Source organism: Ruegeria sp. K3, assembly GCF_056531845.1.
This window is the reverse complement of the sequence record NZ_JBQFMM010000007.1, coordinates 51,688-75,476: the sequence shown is the minus strand read 5'-3', so window position 1 is coordinate 75,476 and position 23,789 is coordinate 51,688. Positions and strand designations below refer to the sequence as shown.

Annotated in this window: 26 protein-coding genes and 1 riboswitch; of the genes, 15 read left to right on the top strand and 11 right to left on the bottom strand. The window is 58.9% G+C overall.

Annotated elements, in window-relative coordinates; genetic code table 11:
* Positions 1–60: 60 nt before the first annotated feature.
* The gene (gene metZ, locus ACR0MP_RS13650) at positions 61–1,251 is read right to left on the bottom strand and encodes an O-succinylhomoserine sulfhydrylase (RefSeq protein ID WP_170393523.1); all 1,191 of its coding nucleotides are present in this window, start codon (positions 1,249–1,251) and stop codon (positions 61–63) included.
* A 62-nt stretch (positions 1,252–1,313) separates the two neighbouring features.
* A riboswitch (SAM riboswitch) is annotated at positions 1,314–1,391 on the bottom strand.
* Positions 1,392–1,521: 130 nt separating this feature from the next.
* Here metZ and ACR0MP_RS13645 point away from each other — a divergent pair.
* Together ACR0MP_RS13645 and ACR0MP_RS13640 are read left to right on the top strand one after the other, a co-directional pair.
* Entirely contained in the window at positions 1,522–2,211 is a 690-nt protein-coding gene (locus ACR0MP_RS13645) for a glutathione S-transferase N-terminal domain-containing protein (RefSeq protein ID WP_170404970.1), read from the top strand.
* A gap of 257 nt (positions 2,212–2,468) precedes the next feature.
* Complete coding sequence (locus tag ACR0MP_RS13640) at positions 2,469–3,113, top strand: extensin-like domain-containing protein (protein ID WP_480886114.1); 645 nt, start codon at positions 2,469–2,471, stop codon at positions 3,111–3,113.
* A gap of 40 nt (positions 3,114–3,153) precedes the next feature.
* On the opposite strand, the gene ACR0MP_RS13635 is transcribed toward ACR0MP_RS13640, so the two are convergent.
* Positions 3,154–3,291, bottom strand: a complete 138-nt coding sequence (locus ACR0MP_RS13635; RefSeq protein ID WP_170404964.1) for an error-prone DNA polymerase family protein — start codon at positions 3,289–3,291, stop codon at positions 3,154–3,156.
* A gap of 310 nt (positions 3,292–3,601) precedes the next feature.
* Here ACR0MP_RS13635 and ACR0MP_RS13630 point away from each other — a divergent pair, with 310 nt between their 5' ends.
* The gene (locus tag ACR0MP_RS13630) at positions 3,602–3,925 is read left to right on the top strand and encodes a 2Fe-2S iron-sulfur cluster-binding protein (protein ID WP_170404961.1); all 324 of its coding nucleotides are present in this window, start codon (positions 3,602–3,604) and stop codon (positions 3,923–3,925) included.
* Positions 3,925–4,716 carry an FG-GAP repeat domain-containing protein gene (locus ACR0MP_RS13625; RefSeq protein ID WP_170735303.1) on the top strand — a complete coding sequence of 264 codons (792 nt, stop codon included), beginning with the start codon at positions 3,925–3,927 and terminating at the stop codon, positions 4,714–4,716. The genes ACR0MP_RS13630 and ACR0MP_RS13625 overlap by 1 nt, the downstream gene beginning before the upstream one ends.
* A 94-nt stretch (positions 4,717–4,810) precedes the next feature.
* Here ACR0MP_RS13625 and purD read toward each other — a convergent pair whose 3' ends face one another.
* The gene (purD, locus tag ACR0MP_RS13620; RefSeq protein ID WP_480886116.1) at positions 4,811–6,073 is read right to left on the bottom strand and encodes a phosphoribosylamine--glycine ligase; all 1,263 of its coding nucleotides are present in this window, start codon (positions 6,071–6,073) and stop codon (positions 4,811–4,813) included.
* Between the two features lie 74 nt (positions 6,074–6,147).
* Between purD and xseA the strand changes: the two genes are divergently transcribed.
* Positions 6,148–7,632 (top strand): exodeoxyribonuclease VII large subunit, encoded by a 1,485-nt coding sequence (gene xseA, locus ACR0MP_RS13615; protein ID WP_170404956.1) that lies wholly within the window; start codon positions 6,148–6,150, stop codon positions 7,630–7,632.
* A 3-nt stretch (positions 7,633–7,635) separates the two neighbouring features.
* Complete coding sequence (locus ACR0MP_RS13610) at positions 7,636–8,298, top strand: glutathione S-transferase family protein (RefSeq protein WP_170404953.1); 663 nt, start codon at positions 7,636–7,638, stop codon at positions 8,296–8,298.
* Here the strand turns inward: ACR0MP_RS13610 and ACR0MP_RS13605 are convergent.
* Positions 8,274–8,654: a hypothetical protein gene (locus ACR0MP_RS13605; protein WP_480886119.1), complete on the bottom strand. Its 381-nt coding sequence runs from the start codon at positions 8,652–8,654 to the stop codon at positions 8,274–8,276. The genes ACR0MP_RS13610 and ACR0MP_RS13605 overlap by 25 nt on opposite strands.
* A gap of 156 nt (positions 8,655–8,810) precedes the next feature.
* Here ACR0MP_RS13605 and ACR0MP_RS13600 point away from each other — a divergent pair, with 156 nt between their 5' ends.
* The 5 genes from ACR0MP_RS13600 to ACR0MP_RS13580 all read left to right on the top strand — a co-directional run bounded on the left by ACR0MP_RS13600 (position 8,811) and on the right by ACR0MP_RS13580 (position 13,038).
* Entirely contained in the window at positions 8,811–9,449 is a 639-nt protein-coding gene (locus tag ACR0MP_RS13600; RefSeq protein WP_170404946.1) for a lysoplasmalogenase, read from the top strand.
* Between the two features lie 58 nt (positions 9,450–9,507).
* On the top strand, positions 9,508–10,647 hold the full coding sequence (gene ftsY / locus ACR0MP_RS13595; RefSeq protein WP_170735315.1) for a signal recognition particle-docking protein FtsY: 1,140 nt from the start codon (positions 9,508–9,510) through the stop codon (positions 10,645–10,647).
* Positions 10,648–10,735: 88 nt separating this feature from the next.
* Positions 10,736–11,638: a DMT family transporter gene (locus ACR0MP_RS13590; RefSeq protein ID WP_170404938.1), complete on the top strand. Its 903-nt coding sequence runs from the start codon at positions 10,736–10,738 to the stop codon at positions 11,636–11,638.
* Between the two features lie 16 nt (positions 11,639–11,654).
* Positions 11,655–12,260 (top strand): inner membrane-spanning protein YciB, encoded by a 606-nt coding sequence (locus tag ACR0MP_RS13585; RefSeq protein WP_480886122.1) that lies wholly within the window; start codon positions 11,655–11,657, stop codon positions 12,258–12,260.
* A 109-nt stretch (positions 12,261–12,369) separates the two neighbouring features.
* Positions 12,370–13,038 carry a Crp/Fnr family transcriptional regulator gene (locus ACR0MP_RS13580; protein WP_170393550.1) on the top strand — a complete coding sequence of 223 codons (669 nt, stop codon included), beginning with the start codon at positions 12,370–12,372 and terminating at the stop codon, positions 13,036–13,038.
* Positions 13,039–13,267: 229 nt separating this feature from the next.
* Here ACR0MP_RS13580 and ACR0MP_RS13575 read toward each other — a convergent pair whose 3' ends face one another.
* The 6 genes from ACR0MP_RS13575 to rpiA all read right to left on the bottom strand — a co-directional run bounded on the left by ACR0MP_RS13575 (position 13,268) and on the right by rpiA (position 19,468).
* A complete protein-coding gene (locus tag ACR0MP_RS13575; RefSeq protein ID WP_480503421.1) occupies positions 13,268–14,710 on the bottom strand; it encodes a Do family serine endopeptidase in 1,443 nt (480 codons plus the stop codon).
* Between the two features lie 179 nt (positions 14,711–14,889).
* Positions 14,890–15,084: a DUF2065 domain-containing protein gene (locus ACR0MP_RS13570; protein WP_170393554.1), complete on the bottom strand. Its 195-nt coding sequence runs from the start codon at positions 15,082–15,084 to the stop codon at positions 14,890–14,892.
* Complete coding sequence (gene hflC / locus ACR0MP_RS13565) at positions 15,084–15,980, bottom strand: protease modulator HflC (protein ID WP_170393556.1); 897 nt, start codon at positions 15,978–15,980, stop codon at positions 15,084–15,086. The genes ACR0MP_RS13570 and hflC overlap by 1 nt, the downstream gene beginning before the upstream one ends.
* Positions 15,980–17,122: an FtsH protease activity modulator HflK gene (hflK, locus tag ACR0MP_RS13560; RefSeq protein WP_170393723.1), complete on the bottom strand. Its 1,143-nt coding sequence runs from the start codon at positions 17,120–17,122 to the stop codon at positions 15,980–15,982. Before hflK ends, hflC begins: the two co-directional genes overlap by 1 nt.
* A gap of 72 nt (positions 17,123–17,194) precedes the next feature.
* Positions 17,195–18,553, bottom strand: coding sequence for a glutathione-disulfide reductase (gene gor / locus ACR0MP_RS13555; RefSeq protein WP_170393558.1), 1,359 nt, complete (start codon positions 18,551–18,553; stop codon positions 17,195–17,197).
* Positions 18,554–18,682: 129 nt separating this feature from the next.
* A complete protein-coding gene (rpiA, locus tag ACR0MP_RS13550; RefSeq protein WP_480886124.1) occupies positions 18,683–19,468 on the bottom strand; it encodes a ribose-5-phosphate isomerase RpiA in 786 nt (261 codons plus the stop codon).
* Between the two features lie 167 nt (positions 19,469–19,635).
* Between rpiA and ACR0MP_RS13545 the strand changes: the two genes are divergently transcribed.
* Genes ACR0MP_RS13545 through ACR0MP_RS13530 form a run of 4 tightly spaced genes read left to right on the top strand, consistent with a single transcriptional unit; the run spans position 19,636 to position 23,116 of the window.
* On the top strand, positions 19,636–20,337 hold the full coding sequence (locus ACR0MP_RS13545; RefSeq protein ID WP_170404933.1) for a glutathione S-transferase family protein: 702 nt from the start codon (positions 19,636–19,638) through the stop codon (positions 20,335–20,337).
* 1 nt (position 20,338) lies between these two features.
* On the top strand, positions 20,339–21,712 hold the full coding sequence (locus ACR0MP_RS13540) for an L-serine ammonia-lyase (RefSeq protein WP_480886126.1): 1,374 nt from the start codon (positions 20,339–20,341) through the stop codon (positions 21,710–21,712).
* A gap of 27 nt (positions 21,713–21,739) precedes the next feature.
* Complete coding sequence (locus tag ACR0MP_RS13535) at positions 21,740–22,156, top strand: GFA family protein (RefSeq protein WP_170404929.1); 417 nt, start codon at positions 21,740–21,742, stop codon at positions 22,154–22,156.
* 45 nt (positions 22,157–22,201) lie between these two features.
* Positions 22,202–23,116, top strand: coding sequence for a DMT family transporter (locus ACR0MP_RS13530; protein WP_170404926.1), 915 nt, complete (start codon positions 22,202–22,204; stop codon positions 23,114–23,116).
* Here ACR0MP_RS13530 and ACR0MP_RS13525 read toward each other — a convergent pair.
* Positions 23,061–23,768, bottom strand: a complete 708-nt coding sequence (locus ACR0MP_RS13525) for a thiamine diphosphokinase (protein ID WP_170404923.1) — start codon at positions 23,766–23,768, stop codon at positions 23,061–23,063. The two genes, ACR0MP_RS13530 and ACR0MP_RS13525, sit on opposite strands and share 56 nt — an antisense overlap.
* Positions 23,769–23,789: the final 21 nt, after the last annotated feature.

The following is a 23,789-nucleotide window of genomic DNA, read 5'->3' as shown; positions in this document are numbered from 1 at the left end:
AACCAAAAGCGCCCGATCAGGCGGATCACACCCGCCTGATCATGGGTCATAGGCGCTGTCCTAGCTCTGCGAGGCGGCCAAAGCGCGTTCGATATCCGCGAGCAGATCATCGGCATCTTCCAGCCCCACCGAAAGGCGGATCAGGCCCGGCGTGATACCCAACTCATCGCGTTGTTCGTCGCTCAGACGCTGGTGCGTTGTGGTGGCCGGGTGCGTTGCGATCGACTTGGCATCGCCCAGATTGTTCGAGATCACAGGGATCGTCAGCGCATTCAGGAAAGCAAACGCCGCCGCTTTGCCGCCCTTGATGTCCAGCGATAGAACCGTACCGCCCTTGCCGCCCAGCTGCTCTTGCACCAACGCGTTTTGCGCATGGGTTCTCAGCCCGGGATACAGCGTCCGCTCCAGCGCCGAATGCCCTTCCAAAGCTTCTGCAATCTTCTGTGCGCTGTCAGCTTGCGCATTCACACGCAGGGCCATGGTTTCAAGACCTTTGACCATGATCCAAGCGCTGAACGGGCTAAGCGCACCGCCGGTGTGCTTCATGTAAGGCTCGACCGTGCCACGGATGAATTCCTTGGTGCCGATGATCACGCCGCCCAGCGCCCGGCCCTGCCCGTCGATATGCTTGGTCGCCGAATAGACCACCACGTCGGCTCCCTGTTCGATCGCGCGCGAGAACACGGGTGTCGAGAACACGTTGTCCACGATTACAACCGCACCCACCGCATGGGCCAGCTTAGACACGGACGTGATGTCGATCACTTCAAGCGTCGGGTTCGACATGGATTCAAAAAACACTGCCTTGGTGTCAGGCCGGATCGCGGCCTCCCACGCGTCCAGATCGGTGCCGTCTACAAAGGTCACCTCAACGCCATAACGCGTCAGGATGTTTTCGAGGATATACAGACAGGACCCAAAAAGCGCCTTGGCTGAAACCACATGGTCGCCCGCCTGCAGCATCGAAGTCAGCGCACCGTTCACAGCGGCCATACCTGAAGCGGTGGCAAACGCATCCTCGCCGCCTTCCAAAGCTGCGATACGCTGCTCGAACATCGACACGGTGGGGTTGCCGTAGCGGGCATAGATGAACTCATCCGGGCCGCTTTCGATAAACCGGGCCTCGGCCTGCTCGGCGTTTTCGTAGACAAACCCTTGCGTCAGAAAGATCGACTCAGAAACTTCATTGTACTGACTGCGACGGACGCCGCCATGGACGGCTTGGGTGCGTTTGTTCCAGCTCTCGCTCATCTCATTCCTTTCAGCCCCGCATTGGAGGCAAACAAAAAACCCCAGACGCGGCCAAGCGAAAGGGGTCTTTCATCCTGACCTTTTAGCGGTGTTGTTTAACGTGGCCCGCAATCCGGTAACAAATCGCCACATGAATGAAGATGCGTTTACGCCCCGCCCCGGAACACGTCAAGCCCGACTGATCACCGGTCACGCTTTCGTAACACGGCCGGGCGCGCTCTTGCCGTTTGTGCAGAAAGCTTCATGATCGCCCAAACTCAAGGAGGCCCCATGATTGATCTCTATTTCTGGCCCACGCCCAACGGCTGGAAAGTGTCCATCGCTCTGGAAGAGATGGAGCTGCCCTACAAAACCCACTTAATCAACATCGGCAAGGGCGACCAGTTCGATCCCGAGTTTCTAAAGATCTCGCCCAATAACCGCATGCCCGCCATCGTCGACCCGGACGGCCCTGGCGGCGCGCCTGTTTCGGTCTTCGAAAGCGGCGCGATCCTGATGTACCTCGCCCGCAAGACCGGGCGATTCTACGGCAATTCCGAACGTGACAGGATCGCAGTCGAGGAATGGTTGATGTGGCAAATGGGCGGCGTTGGTCCGATGGCCGGCCAAGCGCATCACTTCCTTAAATACGCCCCACATCTGGACCCGCCACAAGACCATCCCTATCCGAAAGATCGCTATCGCAGTGAGGTCGGGCGTCTCTACGGCGTTCTCGACCGGAGGCTGGTCGAAAACGAATACGTCGCGGGCGATTTTTACTCCATTGCCGATATGTCGATCTGGGGCTGGGCGAGCCTATGGGAAGGCCAGCAACAAGTGCTGGAGGATAAACCGCATTTTACCCGCTGGCTGGACATGATGAGCGCTCGTCCCGGCGTTGAGGCAGGTCGCGCACTACATGCGGAGTTGCGTGGCGATAACCGGGACAAGCAGGCGCAAAGCAATTTGTTCAAGCAGTAGGACTTCGCTGCTATACTGTCATCTTGAACAGAAATAGGATATTATTCAGCCCCATCCGATGCGCCCAACGCAGGGGCACCGAGAAAGATAAGGATGCAATTGATCGGACCTGCAAGGGAACGAGTAACTTCATGCGAGTTTTAGCCCTTTCGTTTATCGTATGCGCGGGTATTGCAAGTGCCGCACCGGATTGCGAGGAACCCGCGCAGGCGCAACCTCACGAACTTGTCGCCCTTGAACCGCCCGTTGAACTAGACGTGATCATAGAAGAAGCCGTCGATGGGCCTCCTAAACGAGAGTTGACGGTTTCCGCCAGACCACGACTGCGCCCCTGCAAATTTCGTCAGATTGAAATCGGGCGAGATCGTATGCGTCAACGCGGCGCGGTATGTGGCGACTGGACCATACTCGGCGAGAACCGAAAGCCTTTTACAGGTAAGTTTCGGGAGTGCGGCATAGCCGATCCAGTGCTTATCCGCATGGTGTCTAACATCTTTCTCAGCCAGTTGGCACTGATGGATTGCAAGACGGCCATTACGCTGAAGACATGGTTGGAGAATACGGCCAAACCGGCCTTTGCGGACCAAGGAGGCGGCCTGAAAGGAATACGCTTGGCTGGTCATTATGCGTGCAAGACACAGAACAATCAACCGCGCGCACGGATTTCAGAACATGCACGAGGGCGCGCGATTGATATTTCGTCCTTCATATTGATGGATGGCACCGTGATTACCGTGCTTGACGGCTGGGGCGACGAAGGGTCAAGCGACGTTATGCGCGAACTTCACGCAGGTGCATGCGGATTGTTCGGAACGGTGCTTGGCCCCGACGCGGACCACAATCATAAAGGGCATTTTCATTTAGATACTGCTCGCCGCGGCAAGGGCCCTGTTTGCCGCTAGCCTGTTCCTCCTGCCCCTGCATCAAAGCATATTGCTTGCCCTAGATATGCGCGATCATATGGGTCACCAAACTCACCAGCTGCATCCGGCTCGTGATCCTTAGTAGGCGTCCCGAGTTCAAGGTACGGCGGAAGCGTTCGCAGATCTCGCTCCAGACCAACACATTTACGATGTCCATCTCATCCTCCAGCTTGACAAATTCACAACTTGGTCGTCCCAGGCCTTTGCCACGGGATCACAACCCGGCCACTGCCATCAGCGCCCTCTATGACGGATTGTTCAGCCGGATAATGGGCAGGCAAGCAGGTGGGCATGGACAGTCCCAGTTTGAATCCGCAGGGAAAATAGAGGCAACAAGCGTGAGAACATATAGGGAACAACCTACAGGAATGTCCAGACGTGGCATCATGAGATGCAGATGATGCTGGAAAGACCAAGCGCCCTTCACTAATGAAGACTCCGACACATGCAAAAGGAAGACGCAAGCAATGGCAAAGATCACCTATGTCGAGCACAGCGGTACCGAACATACAGTCGACGTCGCCAACGGGCTGACGGTCATGGAAGGGGCCCGCGACAACAACATCCCCGGCATCGAGGCCGATTGCGGCGGCGCCTGCGCCTGCTCGACCTGCCACGTCTATATTCATCCTGACTGGGTCGAGAGAATCCCCGCCAAGGACGACATGGAAGAAGACATGCTGGACTTCGCCTATGAACCCGACCCGACCCGCTCGCGCCTGACCTGCCAGATCAAGGTCACCGACGCGCTGGATGGTCTGGTTGTGCAGATGCCCGAAAAGCAGATCTGATGCACTCTGATGCGCCGCGCCAGCCCAACCGCCTTTGGCACCGTCGGGCGCGCGGCGCTGTTCTGATGGTTTGCATTTGGCTAACGGGGAATATGCCCGCAGCCAGCGGCGAAACCAAAGTATCTGCTCGCTTCACGGAACCAACAACGCGCTACGCCCATGGGGTGCTTGGCGACGCCGTCGAATACGGTGCTTTGGAAATCGACGTCGGAACAAGTATTTCCTCGGCGGCAAAGCGAAAAGCCGATAGCTCCAAACGCTCGACCGTTACAATACGTCTGCCCGAAGACCGCGTATTCGAAGATCTTGCCCCACGCCTGGCCGATATCGATCAGGACGGGTTGCCCGAAGTCATCGTTGTAGAGACCCAGCAGCATACGGGTGCTCAACTGGCGATCTATGACGTCAATGGTCAAAAAATCGCCGCCACCCCCCATATCGGCACGCGCAACCGCTGGCTCGCCCCCATCGGTGCCGCCGATCTGGACGGTGATGGTCATGTCGAGATCGCCTATGTCGACCGCCCACACCTTGCCAAAACTCTGCGCATCTGGCGTTACAAAGACGGTGAACTCATTGAAATCGCCACAATCCCTGGCCTTACCAATCACAGGATCGGAGAAGATTTCATTTCAGGCGGCCTGCACCAATGCGAAACGCACCCAGAGCTGATCCTCGCCAGCGCCGACTGGTCGCGGATCATAGGCGTCTCGTACAGCAAGGGCTGGCGACAAAAAGACCTCGGACCACTCAACAGTCTCACAGATCTTACCAACGCACTAAAGTGCTGATCCGATCTTCATCTGGCCATAAATACCTCGGGGAGCGCGAGGGGCTGGCCCCTCGCCCCGAAATCATCAAGCCGGGCGCAGCCCGACAGCTGAGTTAAAGCGCGCGCCAGCCGATGTCGCGACGGAAGAACCCTTCGGGCCAATCAACACCTTCAACCATGTCATACGCCCGGTCGCGTGCGTCTTTCAGCGTTTCCCCACGCGCAGTCACATTCAGAACGCGTCCACCCGCGGCCTGAACCTTTCCATCAGCCGCCTTTGTCCCCGCGTGGAATACCATGTTGCTACTATCCTCGGCCAGATCGGCCAGGCCGTTGATCACAGTGCCTTTTTCATAAGAACCAGGATACCCCTTCGCCGCCATCACGATCGTGATGGCGTGATCGTCGGCCCAGTTCACCCGCGTCTCAGCCAAGCGACCCTCGGCCGCCGCGTGCATCAGGTCCATGGCCTGAGCGCCAAGGCGCATCATCAGCACCTGACATTCGGGATCTCCGAACCGCACGTTGTACTCCACTAATCTGGGCTGACCATCCTTGATCATCAAACCTGCGTAGAGCACACCCTGAAACGGTGTCCCGCGCCGCTTCATCTCGGCCACCGTCGGACGCACGATCTGATCCATCGCAAGGGCCTCGATCTCGGCGCTCAGCACCGGGGCCGGAGAATAGGCGCCCATCCCCCCAGTGTTCAGCCCGGTATCGCCCTCGCCGACGCGCTTGTGATCCTGCGCTGTGCCGATCGACAGGATATCCTCTCCGTCACAGAGCACGAACAGAGACGCCTCCTCGCCCTCCATGAACTCCTCGATCACCACTTCGGCCCCCGCGCCACCAAAGGCTCCGCCGAACATGTCGTCAATCGCGTCCAGGGCGGTTTGCTCGTCCATCGCAACGATCACGCCCTTCCCGGCAGCCAGCCCATCGGCCTTGACCACGATCGGGGCCCCCTGCGCACGGATGTATTCCTTGGCGGGCTCAGCCTCGGTGAACCGGGCATAACCCGCCGTCGGCGCGCCGGATGCGTCACAGATTTCCTTGGTGAAACTTTTTGAGGCCTCCAGCCGCGCCGCTTCTGCCGAGGGCCCGAAAACCAGCACACCCGCTTCGCGCAGCCGGTCAGCAACCCCTGCAGCCAAAGGCGCTTCGGGGCCAACGATCACGAAATCAATCGCGTTTTCCTCGGCAAAGTTGACCACAGCACCGCCATCCTCGATATCCAACGCCGCGCACTCTGCGATCTGGGCGATCCCGGCATTCCCCGGCGCCACAATCAGGCGATCACATTTGGGGTTTTGCATCACCGCCCAAGCCAGACTGTGCTCGCGTCCACCGCTGCCGAGAATGAGGATATTCATGAAACGCTCCGATCTGCTTGGCCTTGCCTGCGCGGCGTTCTAAGCTGCGCAGAGATTTGACACAAGGCGCTGAAATGACCGACCTGCTAGATGACCCGATTCCGGGTCAGAACACCCCCGAATACACTGTCTCGGACATCTCGGGCGAGGTGAAGCGCACGCTCGAGGGCACCTTTGGCCGAATCCGTGTGCGTGGAGAAGTGGGCCGCGTGTTCAAGGCCCGCTCGGGTCATCTGTATTACGACATAAAGGACGACCGGAACGTGCTGGCCTGCACAACTTGGAAAGGGCAGATTTCTGGTCTTTCAGTTGTTCCCGAAGAAGGCCTCGAGGTTGTCGTCACCGGGCGCCTGACAGCTTTTGGAGCCCAGTCGAAATACAACCTGAATGTCGATGAAGTCGCCGTCGCCGGGCAAGGCGCGCTGATGGCATTGCTGGAAAAGCGCAAAAAGCAGCTCGAATCCGAAGGCTTGTTTGCGGCTGAACGCAAGAAACCCCTGCCCTACTTGCCGCAGATCATCGGCGTTGTCACTTCGCCCTCCGGTGCGGTGATCCGAGACATCTTGCATCGGCTGCGTGATCGGTTCCCGCGCAAAGTACTGATCTGGCCCGTCGCGGTTCAGGGGGCAAACTGTGCCCCCGAAGTGACCCGCGCCATCGAAGGCTTCAATCAACTCACACCGGGCGGGGCCCTCCCGCGACCCGACCTGATTATCGTCGCGCGCGGCGGTGGGTCCATAGAAGACCTCTGGGGCTTCAACGAAGAAAGCGTCGCGCGCGCGACTGCAGCCTCAGAAATCCCGCTGATCTCGGCCGTCGGGCACGAGACGGACACCACCCTGATCGACTATGTCTCGGACCGCCGCGCGCCTACGCCAACCGCCGCTGCCGAACTTGCCGTACCGGTCCGCATGGAACTGCTGGCTTGGACCAACGAACAAGGGGCCCGCCTGTCGCGCGCCTCAACGGATGCCGTGCAACGCCGCAGCCAGCGTCTGCGCGACCTGTCCCGAGCCCTGCCCCGCCCCGATACACTGCTGGAAAGCCCGCGCCAAAGGCTCGACCAAATCTCGGAACGCCTGCCCAACGCGCTGATCCGGGGTGTTCAGAACCGCCGCGTCAAACTGCTGGACAGTGCGGCGCGTCTGCGCCCCTCGACCCTGCGCAGCTTTGTCGAAACCCGCCGCGATCGCTGGCGCAACCTGTCCTCACGCCTGTCACTGCGCCCGATCCAGCGCGAGCTGGAAACACGGCGCGACGCTCTGAATCGCCTATCCGAACGCCTGAACACCGGGCAATCCACGCGATTGGACCGCCTGCGCCAGCAGATGGACGCCACCGACCGCCTACGTGAAACGCTGAGCTACAAGGCGACGCTCGGGCGTGGCTACGCCGTCGTGCGCGCCGAAGGAGAGGTCATCACAACCAAAGCTCAAGCCTCCGGTCACGCTGTTCTTGAGATCGAATTCGCTGACGGTCGCCTCAGGACCGGGGCTGCGGGCAAGGCGCCACCCAAGAAATCCAAACAGGCACCTCCTGATCAGGGATCGTTGTTCTGACCGATGTTGACGATCTGGGGCCGTAATACATCCTCGAACGTTCAGGCCCTAATGTGGTGCGTGGGTGAGCTTGGCCTAGAATACCAGCGTCACGATCTTGGCCATCGCTTCGGCGGGCTGGACACTGCAGCGTTTCGGGCACTGAACCCAAACAAAACCATCCCCGTCCTGCAAGATGGCGACAACCCACCGCTTTGGGAAACCGGCGCCATCCTGCGATATCTGGCCACCCAATATGGCGAACAGGCATTCTGGCCTTCAGATCCTGCCCGGCGCGCCACGATCGACAAATGGGCCGAATGGGCGAAACTCAACGTGGCGATGGCGTTTACCGTTCCGGTGTTCTGGCAAATTGTGCGAACACCCGTTGAACAGCAGGACCAAACAGCGATCCATCGGGCCGTCAGCGATTTGGAAATCAAACTGGCAATCGCAGACAAGGAGCTGGACCAAAACACGTTCCTTGCGGGTGAGCAATTTACACTGGCGGATATACAGTTCGGCCACGTCCTTTACCGCTACTACGATATCGACATCATCCGCGCACCGTTACCGCATCTGCGTCGATACTATGAACGGCTAACCGAAAGGCCCGCGTTTCAACATCACGTCATGCTGGACTATGAAGACCTGCGACCATTTCAGACCCCGACATCCGGTCCGTAGCACAACATCTCTTCGCCAATATCCTCGGCCTCGTACAACTCGGTCGCTGTCGGATCGCCCTCGAATTGTGCGATCAAACCGCCCCCGGATTGCCAGAAAACCCAGCATTGCGGCGCCAGTTGATCCTCATAGATGAAACAGATCTGATCTTCCTGCTCGTACCAAACTCCGTTCATGCAATTGCCATCCAGAAATGACCAGATGACTCGGCGGTCTGGCAGATACCGTTCAACCCCGTAGGCCTGCCCATCGAACCCGTAATACAAGGTCTTCCCACGCGTATACGCATCGAAATCAGGCCCTGTCAGAGGCGACTGTGCCGCAACGGGCTGAGCGAAAAGGGTCAGCAGAATCATGCAAGTTCGGATCATGGTCACACTGTGTCAGAAGCAACCCACAAGTGCCATTCAACCTTTCCACATCGTGGCGATCGGCAAGATAACTCCACGTCACGCCTTGATGCACCGCCGAGATCATGGCGATGATTGCCTCAAAAACATCGGGGACGCACCATGACGACACTTCTTTTCTGGATTGCGGCGGCCTGCGCGCTGACCTACCTGCCACTTACTACGCGCCCGGCCGGCACCCTGCGTAGCACGCTGAAAACAGCATCGGTCGTGCTGCTGGCAGGTGTCGCCATACTGGCAAGCGCGCCATGGCTCCTGATCCTCGCCCTCACCTTCTGCGCGATAGGCGATGCCCTTCTGTCACGCGAAACCGACAGCACATTCATGGCAGGCATCGGTGCATTTGCTGCGGGGCATATGGCCTATATCGCCTTGTTTTTGATGAGCCCCAGCAGCAACCCTGAACTGATCTTCGACCACCCCGCGATCTTCTGGTCCCTTATCATCCTGGGCATCGTTATGGCCACGCTGCTCACCCCCCGCGCCGGAGACCTCAAAATCCCCGTCCTCGCTTATATTCCAATCATCCTGGGCATGGGCATCACCGTTCTTGCCCTTCCCGAAACTGGAGCCTTACGCTGGGCCCTTCCCGCCGCGATGGCCTTCATCGCCTCGGACCTGGCGCTTGCGACTGAAAAGTTCCTGCTACCTGCCAATCACCCGCCCCTGAAGCTTACGCCCTATCTGGTCTGGCCGCTTTACTGGGCTGCCCAAGCCGGGTTTCTGATCGCCTTCACCTGACCCTTTGCAACTGCCTTCAATCCACATTAGGTGAGGGGAACACCTGCGGAGATCAAAAATGGCGTTTTTCTCAAAGCTCAAGGACAAGCTGTTCAAATCCTCATCGCGCCTCGAAGAGGGGCTGGATGCAATTGTCGAGGATGGCGGCGAGGAAACCCCAAATCCTGATCCGGTGATCCCCGAACCTGAGCCCGAACCGCAACCGGTTCCCGAAGTGCCGGAACCCACGCCCGCGCCCCAACCGGTCGAGCCTCCCGCTCCGATCCCGGCTGATCCCACACCGGCGCCTCCACCCCCAGAGGTTCCAGAATCCAAGGGTTTGATGGGTCGCCTGTTCGGCCGAAATGAATCCAAGACCGTTGTCCGCCGCACGCTGGATGACGACATGCTGGAGCAACTCGAAGAGCTTCTGATCGCCTCGGATATGGGCGTCGACACCGCCTTGCGCGTTACGTCCAACATGGCCGAGGGCCGCTTTGGTCGCAAACTCTCGACCCAGGAAATCAAACAGCTGCTGGCGCAGGAGGTTGCCCGCGTGATGGAACCCGTGGCCAAACCAATGCCGATCTACCCCAAACGCCCGCAAGTGGTGCTGGTTGTTGGCGTCAACGGTTCGGGCAAAACTACGACAATCGGTAAGCTTGCCAGCCAGTTCAAAGCCGCCGGCAAGAAAGTCGTCATCGCCGCCGGAGACACATTCCGCGCCGCCGCCGTCGAGCAGCTGCAGGTCTGGGGTGACCGCGCAGGCGTTCCAGTGCTCACCGCCCCCGAAGGCTCCGACCCTGCTTCGCTGGCCTTTGATGCGCTGACCAAAGCGCAGAACGAAGGTGCCGACCTGCTGATGATCGACACAGCAGGCCGCCTGCAAAACCGCGCCGACCTGATGGAAGAGCTGGCCAAAATCGTCCGCGTCATCCGCAAGGTTGACGACACCGCACCGCACAACACTCTGCTGGTGCTGGACGCCACCACCGGGCAAAACGCCCTCAGTCAGGTCGAAACCTTCCGCAAACTGGCCGATGTCTCGGGCCTCGTGATGACCAAACTGGACGGAACCGCCAAAGGCGGCGTGCTGGTCGCCCTCGCCGACAGGTTCGGCCTTCCGATCCACGCCATTGGTGTCGGTGAGCAAATCGACGACCTCGCCCCGTTTGATCCCGAAGAATTCGCCGCCGCCCTGACGGGCCTACAATCCTGATCCGCCCCTTCATCTGGCCGAAAATACCTTCGGGGGGCGTGGGGGGCAGACAGCCCCCCACTCTCTCCGCCCAAGCGAAAGCCCCGATTTGAGCGACTGGCTGATCTCCCTCGAAGGCACCGAAGCAGGCCACCAACTCGCCCTCGCGCTCGCGCTGATGGCGGCCTTCCTGCATGCGGTTTTCGGTGCACTGCAAAAAGGTCGCCACGACCCGTGGATGTCGCGCGGGGCGATCGATGCCTGCTACTGCCTTATGGCGATGCCATTCGCCTTCTTTATCGTGCCATGGCCCGAACCTTACATGTGGCCGATCTTTGGCGTCGTTTGGCTGATCCATATCGGTTATAAGGTGCTGCAGGCGATGGCCTACACCAAAGGCTCCTATACCGTTGTCTATCCGGTCGTGCGCGGTACTGGCCCGCTCTTCACCGTGATCGGAGCCTATCTTTTGTTCGGTGAAACCTTCTCTGCCATCCAATGGCTTGGAGTGGCGACGCTTCTCGCGGGCATCTTTGGCCTTGCCGCCTATAACCTGCGCTACCTTGAGGCCAATCGTGATACGCTGCAAATCGCGCTGGTGCTGGCGGTCGTCACGGGCCTCTTCGTGGCGCTCTATACGACATATGATGCCTACGGTATCCGCGCTACGGCCGATCCGTTCACCTTCCTTGCGTGGTTCTTCATGATCGACGGGGCCGCGATGCCGATCTATGCTGCGCTCAGATACCGCGCAATGATCCACCGCCCCGCGCTTGGACCTCTGATGCTTCGCGGGTTCGCGGGCGGCATCATCGCGCCGATGTCCTTCGGTGCCATCATGCTGGCCACGCGACTGGACAAGGTCGGAGAGGCGGCGGTCCTGCGCGAAACCTCCACCGTTTTCGCAGCACTCATCGGCTGGCTGGTGCTGAAAGAAACTGTCGGCCCCAGACGCATTGCGTTGATGGCATTGATTGCACTCGGCGCAGTAATAGTTGAAATGGGCGGGTAAGCAGCAGGTTGGAATCATGGCACAGAAAAAAGACATCAACCCATTCCTCAAACAGGTACTGGAACTTGGCCCCCCACTGGCCTTCTTCTTCATCTACCTGCGCCTGCGTGATGACAATTTCGTGATCGGCGGCACCGAGTATTCTGGGTTCATCGTCGCCACCATCCTGTTCGTGCCGCTGATGCTGGCTGCCATGGGCATCCTCTGGTACCTGACGGGCAAACTCAGCCGTATGCAGATTTTCACCGCATTCATGGTGATTTTCTTCGGCGGCCTCACCGCGTGGTTCAATGATGAGCGGTTTTTCAAGATGAAAACAACGCTGGTCTATGGCTTCTTTTCCGCCATCCTCGGGATCGGGCTTTTGCAGGGGAAATCCTACCTGGCATATGTTCTGGACGAGATGCTACCCATGCAGCACGAGGGCTGGATGATCCTCACCCGGCGTCTGTGTGCCTGTTTCGCAGTACTGGCCGCAGCCAATGAATTGGTCTGGCGCACGATGTCAACGGACCTATGGGTCAAGATCGAAACCTTCGGCTTTCCCATTGCCTTGATGGCGTTTCTGATGATGCAGTTCAACCTGCTGCAAAGCTATATGGATGATCCCGACAAGCAATAACTGTTCTTGCCCAAGCGTAACAAGCTAACAAAATTTCTTGGCTTAAGCTTGAAGCTGTGAAAAGTTGGGTCACCACCCGCACCACTCAACCCCGGAGATCAGCGCCCGAATGATGGCATTTCCCAACAGTGGATTCCTGTCCGAAGCCTCTGAAGAGCTGCGCACCATGCTGGCAGCCCAGGCCACCGAAGTCACATTGGATCGGGGCGATGTCCTGTTCGAGCAGGACGATGAAGGCGATGCGCTCTATGCCATTCTTTCCGGTGCGCTCGAAGTGTCATTTCTTGCGTCGAGCGGGCGCAAGCTGTCTCTCAGCATGATGCGCCCAGGTGAGGTGTTCGGGGAAATCGCGTTGTTCGACAGCGGTCCCCGCACCGCAACCGTAACAGCAGCTGAGCCCTCCAAAGTCCTGCGCGTTCGCCAGAAAGACATGATGGCGCAGATCCGGGAACATCCTGACCTTGCGGTGGATCTGATCCGCTTGGCCGGTCTTCGCATGCGTTATATGGGCGCTCAATTGAACGAGCAGGTATTCCTGCCGATGCCGATCCGACTGGCGCGCAAGCTTTTGCACCTGGCAGGACAACAGGACAGCCCAACGGCACGTATCACGCTTTCGCAGAGCGAATTGGCCGAATTTGTCGGTGCGACGCGTGAGGCAGTGTCAAAGACCATTTCGACATGGAAACGCGACAATGTCGTCGAAGCTTCGCGCGGCGGGCTGCAGATCCACGACTTTGACGCGCTGCGGCAACTGGCCGAATCCGATTTAATCTAAATTTTCGGCACAGATGTGATCCGCTTCACATACGCAGCTTTAAGATTGCCCTAAGGTCAATCCCGTTACCGTAGGAGGTCGGTTTTATCATCCCCGATATCTGTCCACCGACCTCTCCCTGTACAGAGCCATATGCCTTCCCCGGCATATGGCTTTTTTCTTTACAAAGTATGAAAAAGGCCGGGAAAATATCCCGACCTTCTAATTTCAGATCTGTTCGCTGAGTTTATTATTCTAGGCTCAGCGCTACGAACCGGGGTTCCCCGCCCCGCCGCACCAGCAGCAACAGAGATTTGCGTCCTGCTTCACGCGCCTCATCCATCCGCGTCTCCAGATCAGTGATCGAAGTCACCTTCTGCTGCCCCGCCTCAGTGATAAGATCACCGGCGCGCAGACCCTTTTCAAAGGCTTCCGAGGATTCATCAACATTGGTCACCAACAATCCTTCGGCGTCGGCATCCAGACCCAATTCCTCGCGCTGGCTATCCCCCAGCGGAGCGATGGTCAGGCCAAGAATATCCTTGTCTTCCTCCGTCGGCGTTTCGGCTTCCGGCTCTTCGCCGTTCTCGGCACGTTCGGCGTCTTCGCGGCGGCCCAGCGTCACCAGCACGGTCTGGGTGCCTCCATCACGGTGCACGACCACACGCACAGATTTGCCAACGGTGGTCTCTCCCACCTGCCGCACAAGGCCGCGTGTATCCTCGACCTCGACGCCATCAAAGCTGATGATCACGTCTCCGGCCAGCAGGCCCGCTTCTTTTGCCGGGCCGTCCGGTACATCGCTGATCAACGCACCTCCGGGTTTGTCCAGCCCCATCGCCTCGGCCATATCCTCGGTCACGTCCTGAATGCGCACACCCAGCCAACCGCGGCGGGTCTCCCCGAACTCACGCAGTTGATCAACGACCTTGATCACCACGTTCGAAGCCATCGAGAAACCAATCCCGATCGAGCCGCCATTGGGCGACAGGATCGCAGTATTTACGCCGATCACCTCGCCATTCATGTTGAACAGCGGCCCACCCGAGTTGCCCCGGTTGATCGCAGCATCGGTCTGGATGTAGTCATCATATGACCCGCTCAGTGCCCGATTCCGGGCCGAGATAATCCCTGCTGACACCGAAAAGCCTTGCCCCAGCGGGTTCCCCATCGCGATCACCCAATCGCCCACGCGGGCAATGTCGCTGTCACCGAACTGCACGTATTTCAGCGGCCCTTCCGCCTCGACTTTCAGCAGCGCGATGTCGGTCTTTTCGTCCCGGCCGATTACCTTGGCAACCAAATCTTTCGCGGGCTGGCCATCACCGGGAAAAAACTCGACCAATATCTCATCGGCTTCGGCAATCACGTGATTGTTGGTGACGATATAGCCGTCTTCCGAGATCACGAAGCCCGAGCCCAGCGCATTGCTGCGACGTGGACGATTTTCATTGTCCCCGCCATTGCGATCCTGAAACTCTCGGAAAAAGTCTTCGAATGGTGAGCCCTCAGGCACGATCCCTTGCGGGCCAGTCTGGCCTTCGATCAGCGTCGACGTGGTGATATTGACCACCGCAGGGCTAATCTGTTCAGCCAGCGGCGCCAGGCTATCACCCCGCGCCTGCGCGGACACAGATTGAGCCAAAACCAGCAGCACCCCCACTAAGGTCAGCCACATCAGCCGCATCTTCATAACAAAATCGTCCCGTCGGACGGACACACTGCGCGCCTTAGCCTGCACTTGGGGTCTCCTTGTTGACTAATTCTCTGTTGGCATCACCCGGATGCCCTTCTTTGCAACCAATGTAGTCAGTTTGTCCCGGCCCGCAACTCGGGATCGCGGGGAAATCACCGGTGCGTGAAACCATCGCATCAAAAACCGACCTGATATGCGCCCCACAGCAGCACCAGCCCACTGACCACACAAAGCAGCCCGACCAGCCGCCGCGCCTGTTCCGGCAACGCGCGCAGCGCCTCAAGCATGCGTTCAATAAGCGAAGGGGCCAGCGCATAGGCCAGCCCCTCGACAATCAGTACCAGCCCGAAGGCCAGAAGGATCATGCCCATCACTCAGCGGCCGCAGCTGCCGGTGCCCGACGCCCGGTCGGAGAAGCAAGGTAGTTGAAGAACTCCGAGTCCGGGCTCAGGATCAACGAGCTGTTGCTGCCTTGCAGAGCGTTCTCGTAAGCAGTGAGCGACCGGTAGAATTCAAAGAATTCCGGATCGGCACCATAGGCTTCGGCGAAGATCGCGTTGCGTTCGGCATCGGCCTCACCGCGAATGATCTCGGCCTCACGGTTGGCGTCGGAAACCAGTTCAACCACGGTCCGGTCGGCCTGCGCGCGCACTCGCTGCGCGGCTTCGTTACCGCGGGCGCGTTCGTCGGTCGCTTCACGTTCACGTTCCGCCTTCATCCGGTCAAAAGTCGCCTCAAGGTTGGCCTGCGGCAGATCGGTCGCCTTCAGACGCACGTCGATTACGTTCACGCCCAGCGCACGTGCCTGTGCAATCGCGCTGTTGCGGATACGCAGCATCAGCGCGGCACGATCCGAACTCAGGATGTCTCGGGACGAAACCGAACCCAGCACTTCGCGGGTTTCGGCGCGCAGAATGCGGTCCAGACGATCCTCGGCAACCGGGATACCGCCGACACCAACGGCCTGACGGAACTGTTCCAGATCAGAAATCCGGTAGCGTGCGAAGGCATCGACCACCAGACGACGATCGTCCAGAGGCGTCACTTCCAGCGGCTGAACGTCAATCGACAGGATACGGTCGTCATACCGCACCACTTCCTGAATCAGCGGGATTTTGAATGCCAGCCCCGGATCTTCCTTAACCGCAACAACGCGACCAAATTGCAGAACCAGAGCGCGTTCACGCTCGTCCACGATGAAGATCGAGGACAGAACACCGACTATCGCAAGAAAGATGATCGGCAGAATAAACGTTGTCTTACGCATCAGTTGCTCTCCCCTGCAGGGTTACGGCGCAACTCGTTGAGCGGCAGATAAGGCACAACGCCCTGCCCCGATCCTGTCGAGTTTTCATCCAGAATGATCTTGTCCACATCACCCAGCACCTGCTCCATGCGTTCCAGATACAGACGTTTGCGGGTCACATCAGGTGCTTTGGAATATTCCTCCAAAACCGCGCTAAAGCGGCTGGCTTCACCCTGTGCACCGTTGATCTGCTGGGCACGATAAGCTTCAGCCTCTTCCAGTACCTGCGCGGCTTCACCACGCGCCTCAGCGAGAACGCGGTTGGCATAGGCGTCAGCGACGTTCTGCAACCTGTCACGCTCCTGCGCGGCGGCCTGAACGTCGCGGAACGCGGCAATCACGTCCTGCGGTGGATCAGCCTTGTCAAAGTTCACACGAACGATGTTTACACCCGAATCGTAGCTGTCCATTGTCTCTTGGATCAGTTCCTGCAGGCGATCAGCAATGATACCGCGATCCCGGTTCAGGATCGGCGCAAGTTCGCTCTGCGCAATAATCTCGCGCATCGCCGATTCAGACACGGCGCGGATTGTCTGGCGCGGATCACGCAGGTTGAACAGGAATTTCGCCGGGTCATTGATGTTCCAGACAACCTGATAGTCGATATCGACCACATTCTCGTCGCCGGTCAGCATCAGACCATCGTCGCTGCCACGGGCACCGCCCATGTCTTCGTTCTGTTCGCGGGTGACCGGAATGACCTCGGCGGTCACAAAAGGCCAAGGCGCAAAGTTCAGACCCGGATTTCCGACAGCCGAGAACTCACCCAGAAACAGTTCGACAGATTGTTCTTCGGGTTTGACTGTATAAAAGCTTGCTAGCCCCCACAGACCTGCCGCAACCAACAGACCGATCGCAACGGTCCCTTTGGTAAACGCGGGGCCACCGCCGCCGCCCGAACCATTTGTACCACGGCCACCGCCGCCACGACCGCCCATCAGGACGCGCAGCTGTTCCTGGCCCTTTTTCATCAGCTCATCGATCTCGGGGATCTGCGGGCCGTCACCTTCGGGGGGCTTGCGCCCATCCCCGTTGTTACCCCGATTTCCTCCGCCTCCGGATGAGCCTCCGCCCCCCCAGGGGCCGCCGCTGTTGCCCGCCATATGTATCTTTTCCCTTGTGTTGGACCGTGTGATCACGGGTTCCCTTGTAACGTGTGTGCGCGCGCTTGCAAATCAAGCCGTGCGCACAGGTTGCCGCATTGTCACCAGTTCTTCGGCCATCACCGGATGAACTGCAACCGTACGGTCGAAATCTTCTTTGGTGGCACCCATCTTTACGGCAATTCCGGCAAGTTGGATCATCTCACCCGCGCCCGGCGCAACGATGTGACAGCCGAGGATTTTCCGCGTCTCTTGCGACACGATCAGCTTCATCAGCACGCGCTGTGTGCCTCCGGCAAACGCCTTCTGCATGGGCTTGAATGAGGTCGCATAAACCTCAATCGGTTCCTGTTCCGCAGCCGCTTCCTCGCTGAGGCCCACAGTACCCATTTCCGGCTGGGTAAAGATCGCGGTCGGGATCAGTTCGTGATCAACGGGCGTTGGATTGCCTTTAAAGACGGTCTCGACAAAGGCCATGCCTTCGCGGATCGCCACAGGGGTCAGGTTCACCCGATCCGTTACATCGCCAATGGCAAAGATCGAGGGCACGCCGGTCTGGCTGTACTCATCCACGATGATCTCACCCTTGCGACCGCGCGCGACGCCCAAAGCCTCAAGCCCCAGATCATCCGCATTCGGCGCGCGGCCCGTGGCATACATCACAACGTCGAATAGCTGCTCGGAGCCATTTGTGGCCTTCACCCAGATTTTGTCGCCTTGCTTTTTCATCTCAAGCACGTTGGTACCCAGATGCAGGTCGATCCCGTTCTGGCACATCTCTTCACTGATCAGCCCGCGCGCCTCATCATCAAAGCCCCGCAGAATCTGCGCCCCGCGATAGAACTGAGTCGTTTTGACCCCCATCCCATTCATGATCCCGGCAAATTCACAGGCGATATATCCACCGCCAACGATCAGCATGGATTCGGGCAGTTCCTCCAGGTGGAAAATCTCATTCGAGGTGATCGCAAGATCAGATCCGGGGAACTCGGGTACAACCGGACGACCGCCCGTTGCGACAAGAATATGCTTGGCTGTCTTGCGGGTACCATCAGCCAGTTCCACCGTATGCGGATCAACGACATGGGCGCGCTGGTCGAAACTCTCGACACCATTGTTCTTCAGGATATTGCGGTAGATACCTTCCAACCGATCGAGCTCTGCGTGCAGCTTAACTTTGAAAGTGTTCCAGTTGAACGCACCCGGCTGCATGTCCCAGCCATAAGCCTGCGCGTCCCCGACCGTATCCGCGAACTCGCTAGCGAAAACCATCAGCTTCTTGGGTACACAGCCACGGATCACGCAGGTTCCGCCGTAACGATCCTCTTCCGCCAGAGCCACCTTGGCGCCGTTTTCACCCGCCGCCACCCGTGCCGCGCGAACTCCGCCCGAGCCGCCTCCGATGACGAACAGATCATAGTCAAAGCTCATGTACGAGTTCCTTTTATTCCGCGTGTCCAAAATTCACTGGATATCTGGGCGCAAATCCTGAACTGCCAACCCCTGACGCGGGAAATAGTGATTTTTCTTCTGCAGTTTATCGCGCCACCTGCCTGATCTTTAGTCCGCCAGATCAGAAAACAGGTTGTCCCCGCCGTCGCCCAGCATATCGGTCAGGACTGTACCCTCATTGATATCACGCAATTCGACCCGGCCATCGCCATAACCAATGACAACCTTGTCGCAAATATCAATGAACAGCCCATTTTCGACCACACCCGGGATCTGATTCATCACCAGTGCCAGTTGGCGGGCATTGCCGATCCGCTTGAGATGCAGGTCCAGAATGTGATTGCCCTCATCCGTAACCTTGGGTGCCTCACCGTTCATGCGCAAAGTGACCGAGGTGCCCAGCACATCCATCGTGTCCAGCGCCTCTTCAATCAGGGTGCGGGTGGTCTGCCAGCCGAACGGGATCACCTCGACCGGCAGAGGGAATGCGCCCAGCGTCTCAACCTCTTTGCCTGCATCCGCGATCACCACCATCTGATCGCTGGCTGTGGCCACAATCTTTTCCTGCAACAGCGCAGCACCACCGCCCTTGATCAGGTTGAACTCGCCATCAAACTCATCCGCGCCGTCGATTGTCAGGTCCAACCAGCCGGCCTGATCCAGCGAGACGACCTCGATCCCTTCTTCCCGCGCCAATTGCGCCGTCGCGGTCGACGTCGGAACGCCCTTGATTTTCAACCCTCCATCGCGCACCCGTTCACCCAGGCGGCGCACAAACCACGCGGCGGTCGAGCCTGTCCCCAATCCCACACGCATCCCGTCCTGAACAAGATCGGCGGCGCGACAGGCAGCAACGTATTTCGCTTTGTCGATGGGCGACAAGTCTCTGGTCATGGCAGCTTCCCCCAAGAATACTGCCAGACTTATACGGAATGCCCCGCGCAACTGCGAGAGGCAAAACACTTCATACCTGTGCTAACATGTCGCTGAAATACGCGTTTCCGATAGGAAACGTCGCAATCAGCCTCTATTGTGATCGCCAGACCCCCTAGATAGTCGCCATGGAATCGCCATACCGCCTGCACTACGCCCCCGACAACGCCTCGCTGGTGATCCGACTGGCGCTGGAAGAGATGGGCCTGCCCTATGAGACCATACTGGTCGATCGCGCCCGCGATGCACAGAATAGTGCGGCGTATCGGGCGTTGAATCCGAACGGGCTGATCCCGGTGCTGGAGACGCCCCAGGGTCCGATCTTCGAGACCGCCGCAATCCTGCTGTGGCTGGCTGATACGCATGGGCAATTGGCCCCGACACAGGTCAGCCCTGATCGGGCGGCATTCCTGAAGTGGCTATTCTTCGCCTCTAATACCCTGCATGCCGATCTGCGAATGCTGTTCTATGCCGAGAAATACATCGCTGCTGATCAGTCCGATACACTACGCTCCGGCATCCGCCCGCGGCTGCGGCAGCACCTGAATCTGCTGGATGCTCAAGCCCAAAAAGCGCCCGACTGGTTCAGTGCTGATCACCCTTCAGTCCTGACGATATATGTGTCCTGCATGATGCGCTGGATGGCGCTCTATCCCGCTAAGGCGGACCGCAGCTGGTATCAACTCGCCGACACGCCTTATCTGCAAAAAATCCTGATGCAGCTAGAATCAAACCCGTCGACCCGCGCAGCTATTGCCGCCGAGGGGCTGGGGGTCACTCCCTTCACCTCGCCGACCTACGCCAACCCTCCAGAAGGCTCAGCTACCTGATATGTTTCTCTCTGTCTTCGATATGTTCAAAGTGGGCATCGGCCCATCTTCTTCCCACACCATGGGTCCGATGGTGGCCGCTGCACGGTTCCTTGACCTGATGCGCGCCTCACCGTTCGAGTTTTCGGGCCTGCGCGGCTCGTTGCACGGCTCGCTGGCCTTTACCGGCGTCGGCCACGCCACCGACCGCGCTACCATTCTGGGCCTCGCCGGGTTTGTGCCCGACACCTATGACAACGACAAGGCCGAAGCCACACTGGCAGCTATCGCAGAATCCCATACGGTGACACCCGAAGGCCTGCCGACGCTGAGCTTTGATCCCAAAGCCGATCTGATCTTCGACTACGACAACAATCTGCCCGGTCATGCCAATGGTATGATCCTGATGGCCACTGACGCACAAGGCGATGTCATCCTGCGTCAGGTCTACTACTCCATCGGTGGAGGATTTGTTCTTACGGAAGAGGAATTGGCCGAAGGCAAGGCAACTGACGATGGTGCGCCTGTGCCCTTCCCGTTCAAATCCGCCGCCGAAATGCTGCAAATGGCCAAAGACAACGGTAAAAGCATCGCTCAAATGAAGCGCGAAAATGAGATCGCGCGCGGTTGCGCGGATAGCTTTGCCAAAGGCACCGCGCGTCTTTGGCAGGTCATGAATGACTGCATCGAGCGTGGGCTAAAAACGGATGGCATCCTGCCCGGTGGTCTCAGCGTGCGCCGCCGCGCCAAAGGCATTCACGATGCCCTTCTGGCAGAACGCGGCATGAACCTGAATGCCCCGCATACGATCAACGACTGGATGAGCGTTTACGCCATGGCCGTGAACGAGGAAAACGCAGCCGGTGGGCAGGTTGTCACCGCCCCTACAAATGGCGCGGCAGGCGTGCTGCCATCAGTTCTGCGCTATTACCTCGATCACGTGCCCGGCGCGTCCGAAAGCCATATCGAGGATTTCCTGCTGACCGCCGCCGCCATCGGTGGTCTGGTCAAGTTCAACGCTTCGATCTCGGGCGCTGAAGCGGGCTGTCAGGCCGAGGTTGGCAGCGCGTCAGCCATGGCTGCGGCAGGCATGTGCGCCGTGATGGGCGGTACGCCTGAGCAGGTTGAAAACGCCGCCGAGATCGCGTTGGAACATCACCTTGGCATGACCTGCGACCCAGTCGCGGGCCTTGTGCAGGTGCCGTGTATCGAGCGTAACGGATTGGGCGCGATCAAGGCCGTCTCGGCGGCCTCGCTGGCCCTGCGTGGCGACGGCAAGCACTTTATGCCTTTGGACGCGGCCATTGAAACTATGCGCCAGACCGGCGAGGATATGCACGAGAAATACAAGGAAACATCTTTGGGCGGGTTGGCCGTCAACGTGCCGAACTGCTGATCTGACAGCAAGAACAAGTGGGGTGACATGCGCGGACATTGCCTGTGCGGCAAGATTGGATACGAGGTTGACCCTCCGGTTCTGTCCTGTGTCACCTGCCATTGCGACAGCTGCCGTCGCCAATGCGCGGCCCCGATGACCACCTATTTCGGGGTGCGCGACGGCAATTGGCGCTGGACCGGGGAACAGCCAAAACGGTTCAACTCCTCCCCCGGAGTCGAGCGCAGTTTCTGCCCCCATTGCGGCACGCCAATCTCCTTCCGCTCGACTGTGATGTCGGATGTTATGCACCTCTATGTGGCGACGCTGGAAAAACCCGAAGCACTCAGCCCAACCTTGCATGTCGCGCACGAGGAAAAGCTTAGCTGGCTGCAGCTTGGTGACGGCCTGCCCACCTGCATCGGCCCGGATTACACCAAAGTCCAACCCCTGCCCGACACCTGAGATCAGAGCTTCCCCCTCTGCCGCGAAACCGCTAGCGTCGCGCACATGACTCAGGATCGTCCCGTTCTCGGCATCATATTGATGCTCGGCTTTTGCGTGCTCGCACCGCTGGGTGACGGGATGGCAAAGCTGTTGGGTGAAACCACAGCTTTGGGACTGCTGGTACTGGTGCGGTTTGCTGTTCAGGCGATGATCCTGATCCCACTGATCGCGATGACCGGCAAGCCATGGAAGATGACGCCGCGCGTTTTGCGCCTGACGATGATCCGCACCCTTCTGCACATCATTGGGATCGCAGCGATGTTCACAGCGCTGCAATATATGCCGCTGGCCGATACCGTGGCCATCGCCTTTGTAATGCCCTTCATCATGCTGCTTTTGGGCAAATACGTTCTGGGCGAACAGGTCGGCCCCCGACGTCTGGTCGCCTGTGTCGTGGGATTCATCGGCACCTTGCTGGTCATCCAACCCAGCTTTGCACAAGTGGGCGCGCCTGCCTTGTTGCCCTTGATCGTCGCAGTGGTCTTCGCCCTGTTCATGTTGGTTACGCGGCAGATCGCCAAGGAAACAGACCCGGTTGCGCTGCAGGCTGTATCGGGGGCCATGGCAACCGCCTTTTTGCTGCCGATTGTCCTGCTGGGTTCCCAAATCGGCCTGCCCGCAATGTCCCTGACGATGCCCACGGCCGAGACGCTCTGGCTGCTGCTGGGGATCGGTGTGCTGGGCACCGTGGCGCATCTACTTATGACATGGTCTCTGCGCTATGCGCCGTCTGCGACTCTGGCCCCGATGCAATATCTAGAGATTCCGGTCGCCACCCTGATCGGCTGGCTGATCTTCCACGATCTGCCAAACGGGCTGGCCGCGCTGGGCATCGGCATCACCATCGCCGCCGGGCTCTACGTTATCCTGCACGAGCGGGCCAACGCTCGGTCCGGCCCGACTGAAACGCCTGCATGACCTGATCCAACGCCGCGCGCGGCAGGATCGTCAGCAACCCGGGTCCATCGACCTCAAGCTTTAGCGCGCCTAGCGCTCGGTTTGAGGTTCCGACCTGCCCGTCCGGTTCTAGCACCAGATCATCAATCGGCCATTCCAGCCCCTCGCTGCGCCCGGTCACCCGCCGCAGCGGAAACAATGAAACCGTGTCTCCTGCTGTGAGCTCCAGACTGATCCTGGGTGGCGTATGAAAGACAATTTCTCGTGCGCCCAACAGGACACAAGGCCGATCCTGCAACCGAACCAGAGTATTGAACGCCACCAACTGATGATCCACCCGCGCGCCCAGAAATCCTGCTGCCAGCACCACAGGCGCATCCATATTGCGCAGCGCCTTGTCAAAATCGGTGCTGTTCTGCTCGGATATCCGGAACAACCGATCCTTGGGAATCCGGGCCCGATATTCTGCCGTAATCGAGTCCAAATCGCCGATCACTGCGTCCGGCATCCGTCCCGAATCAATCAACGCAGCCGCACCGCCATCCGCCGCAACGGCAGAATTGACGCGATTTAGCACCAGATTCACATCCTCTGAACAGATTTCGCCCCCACCAAACAGCCCGATTGGCCCGCCAGAGCGAACAATTGCCCCATTTTCCACAAGATTGACCATATTTTCCAGTTTTGGACATAA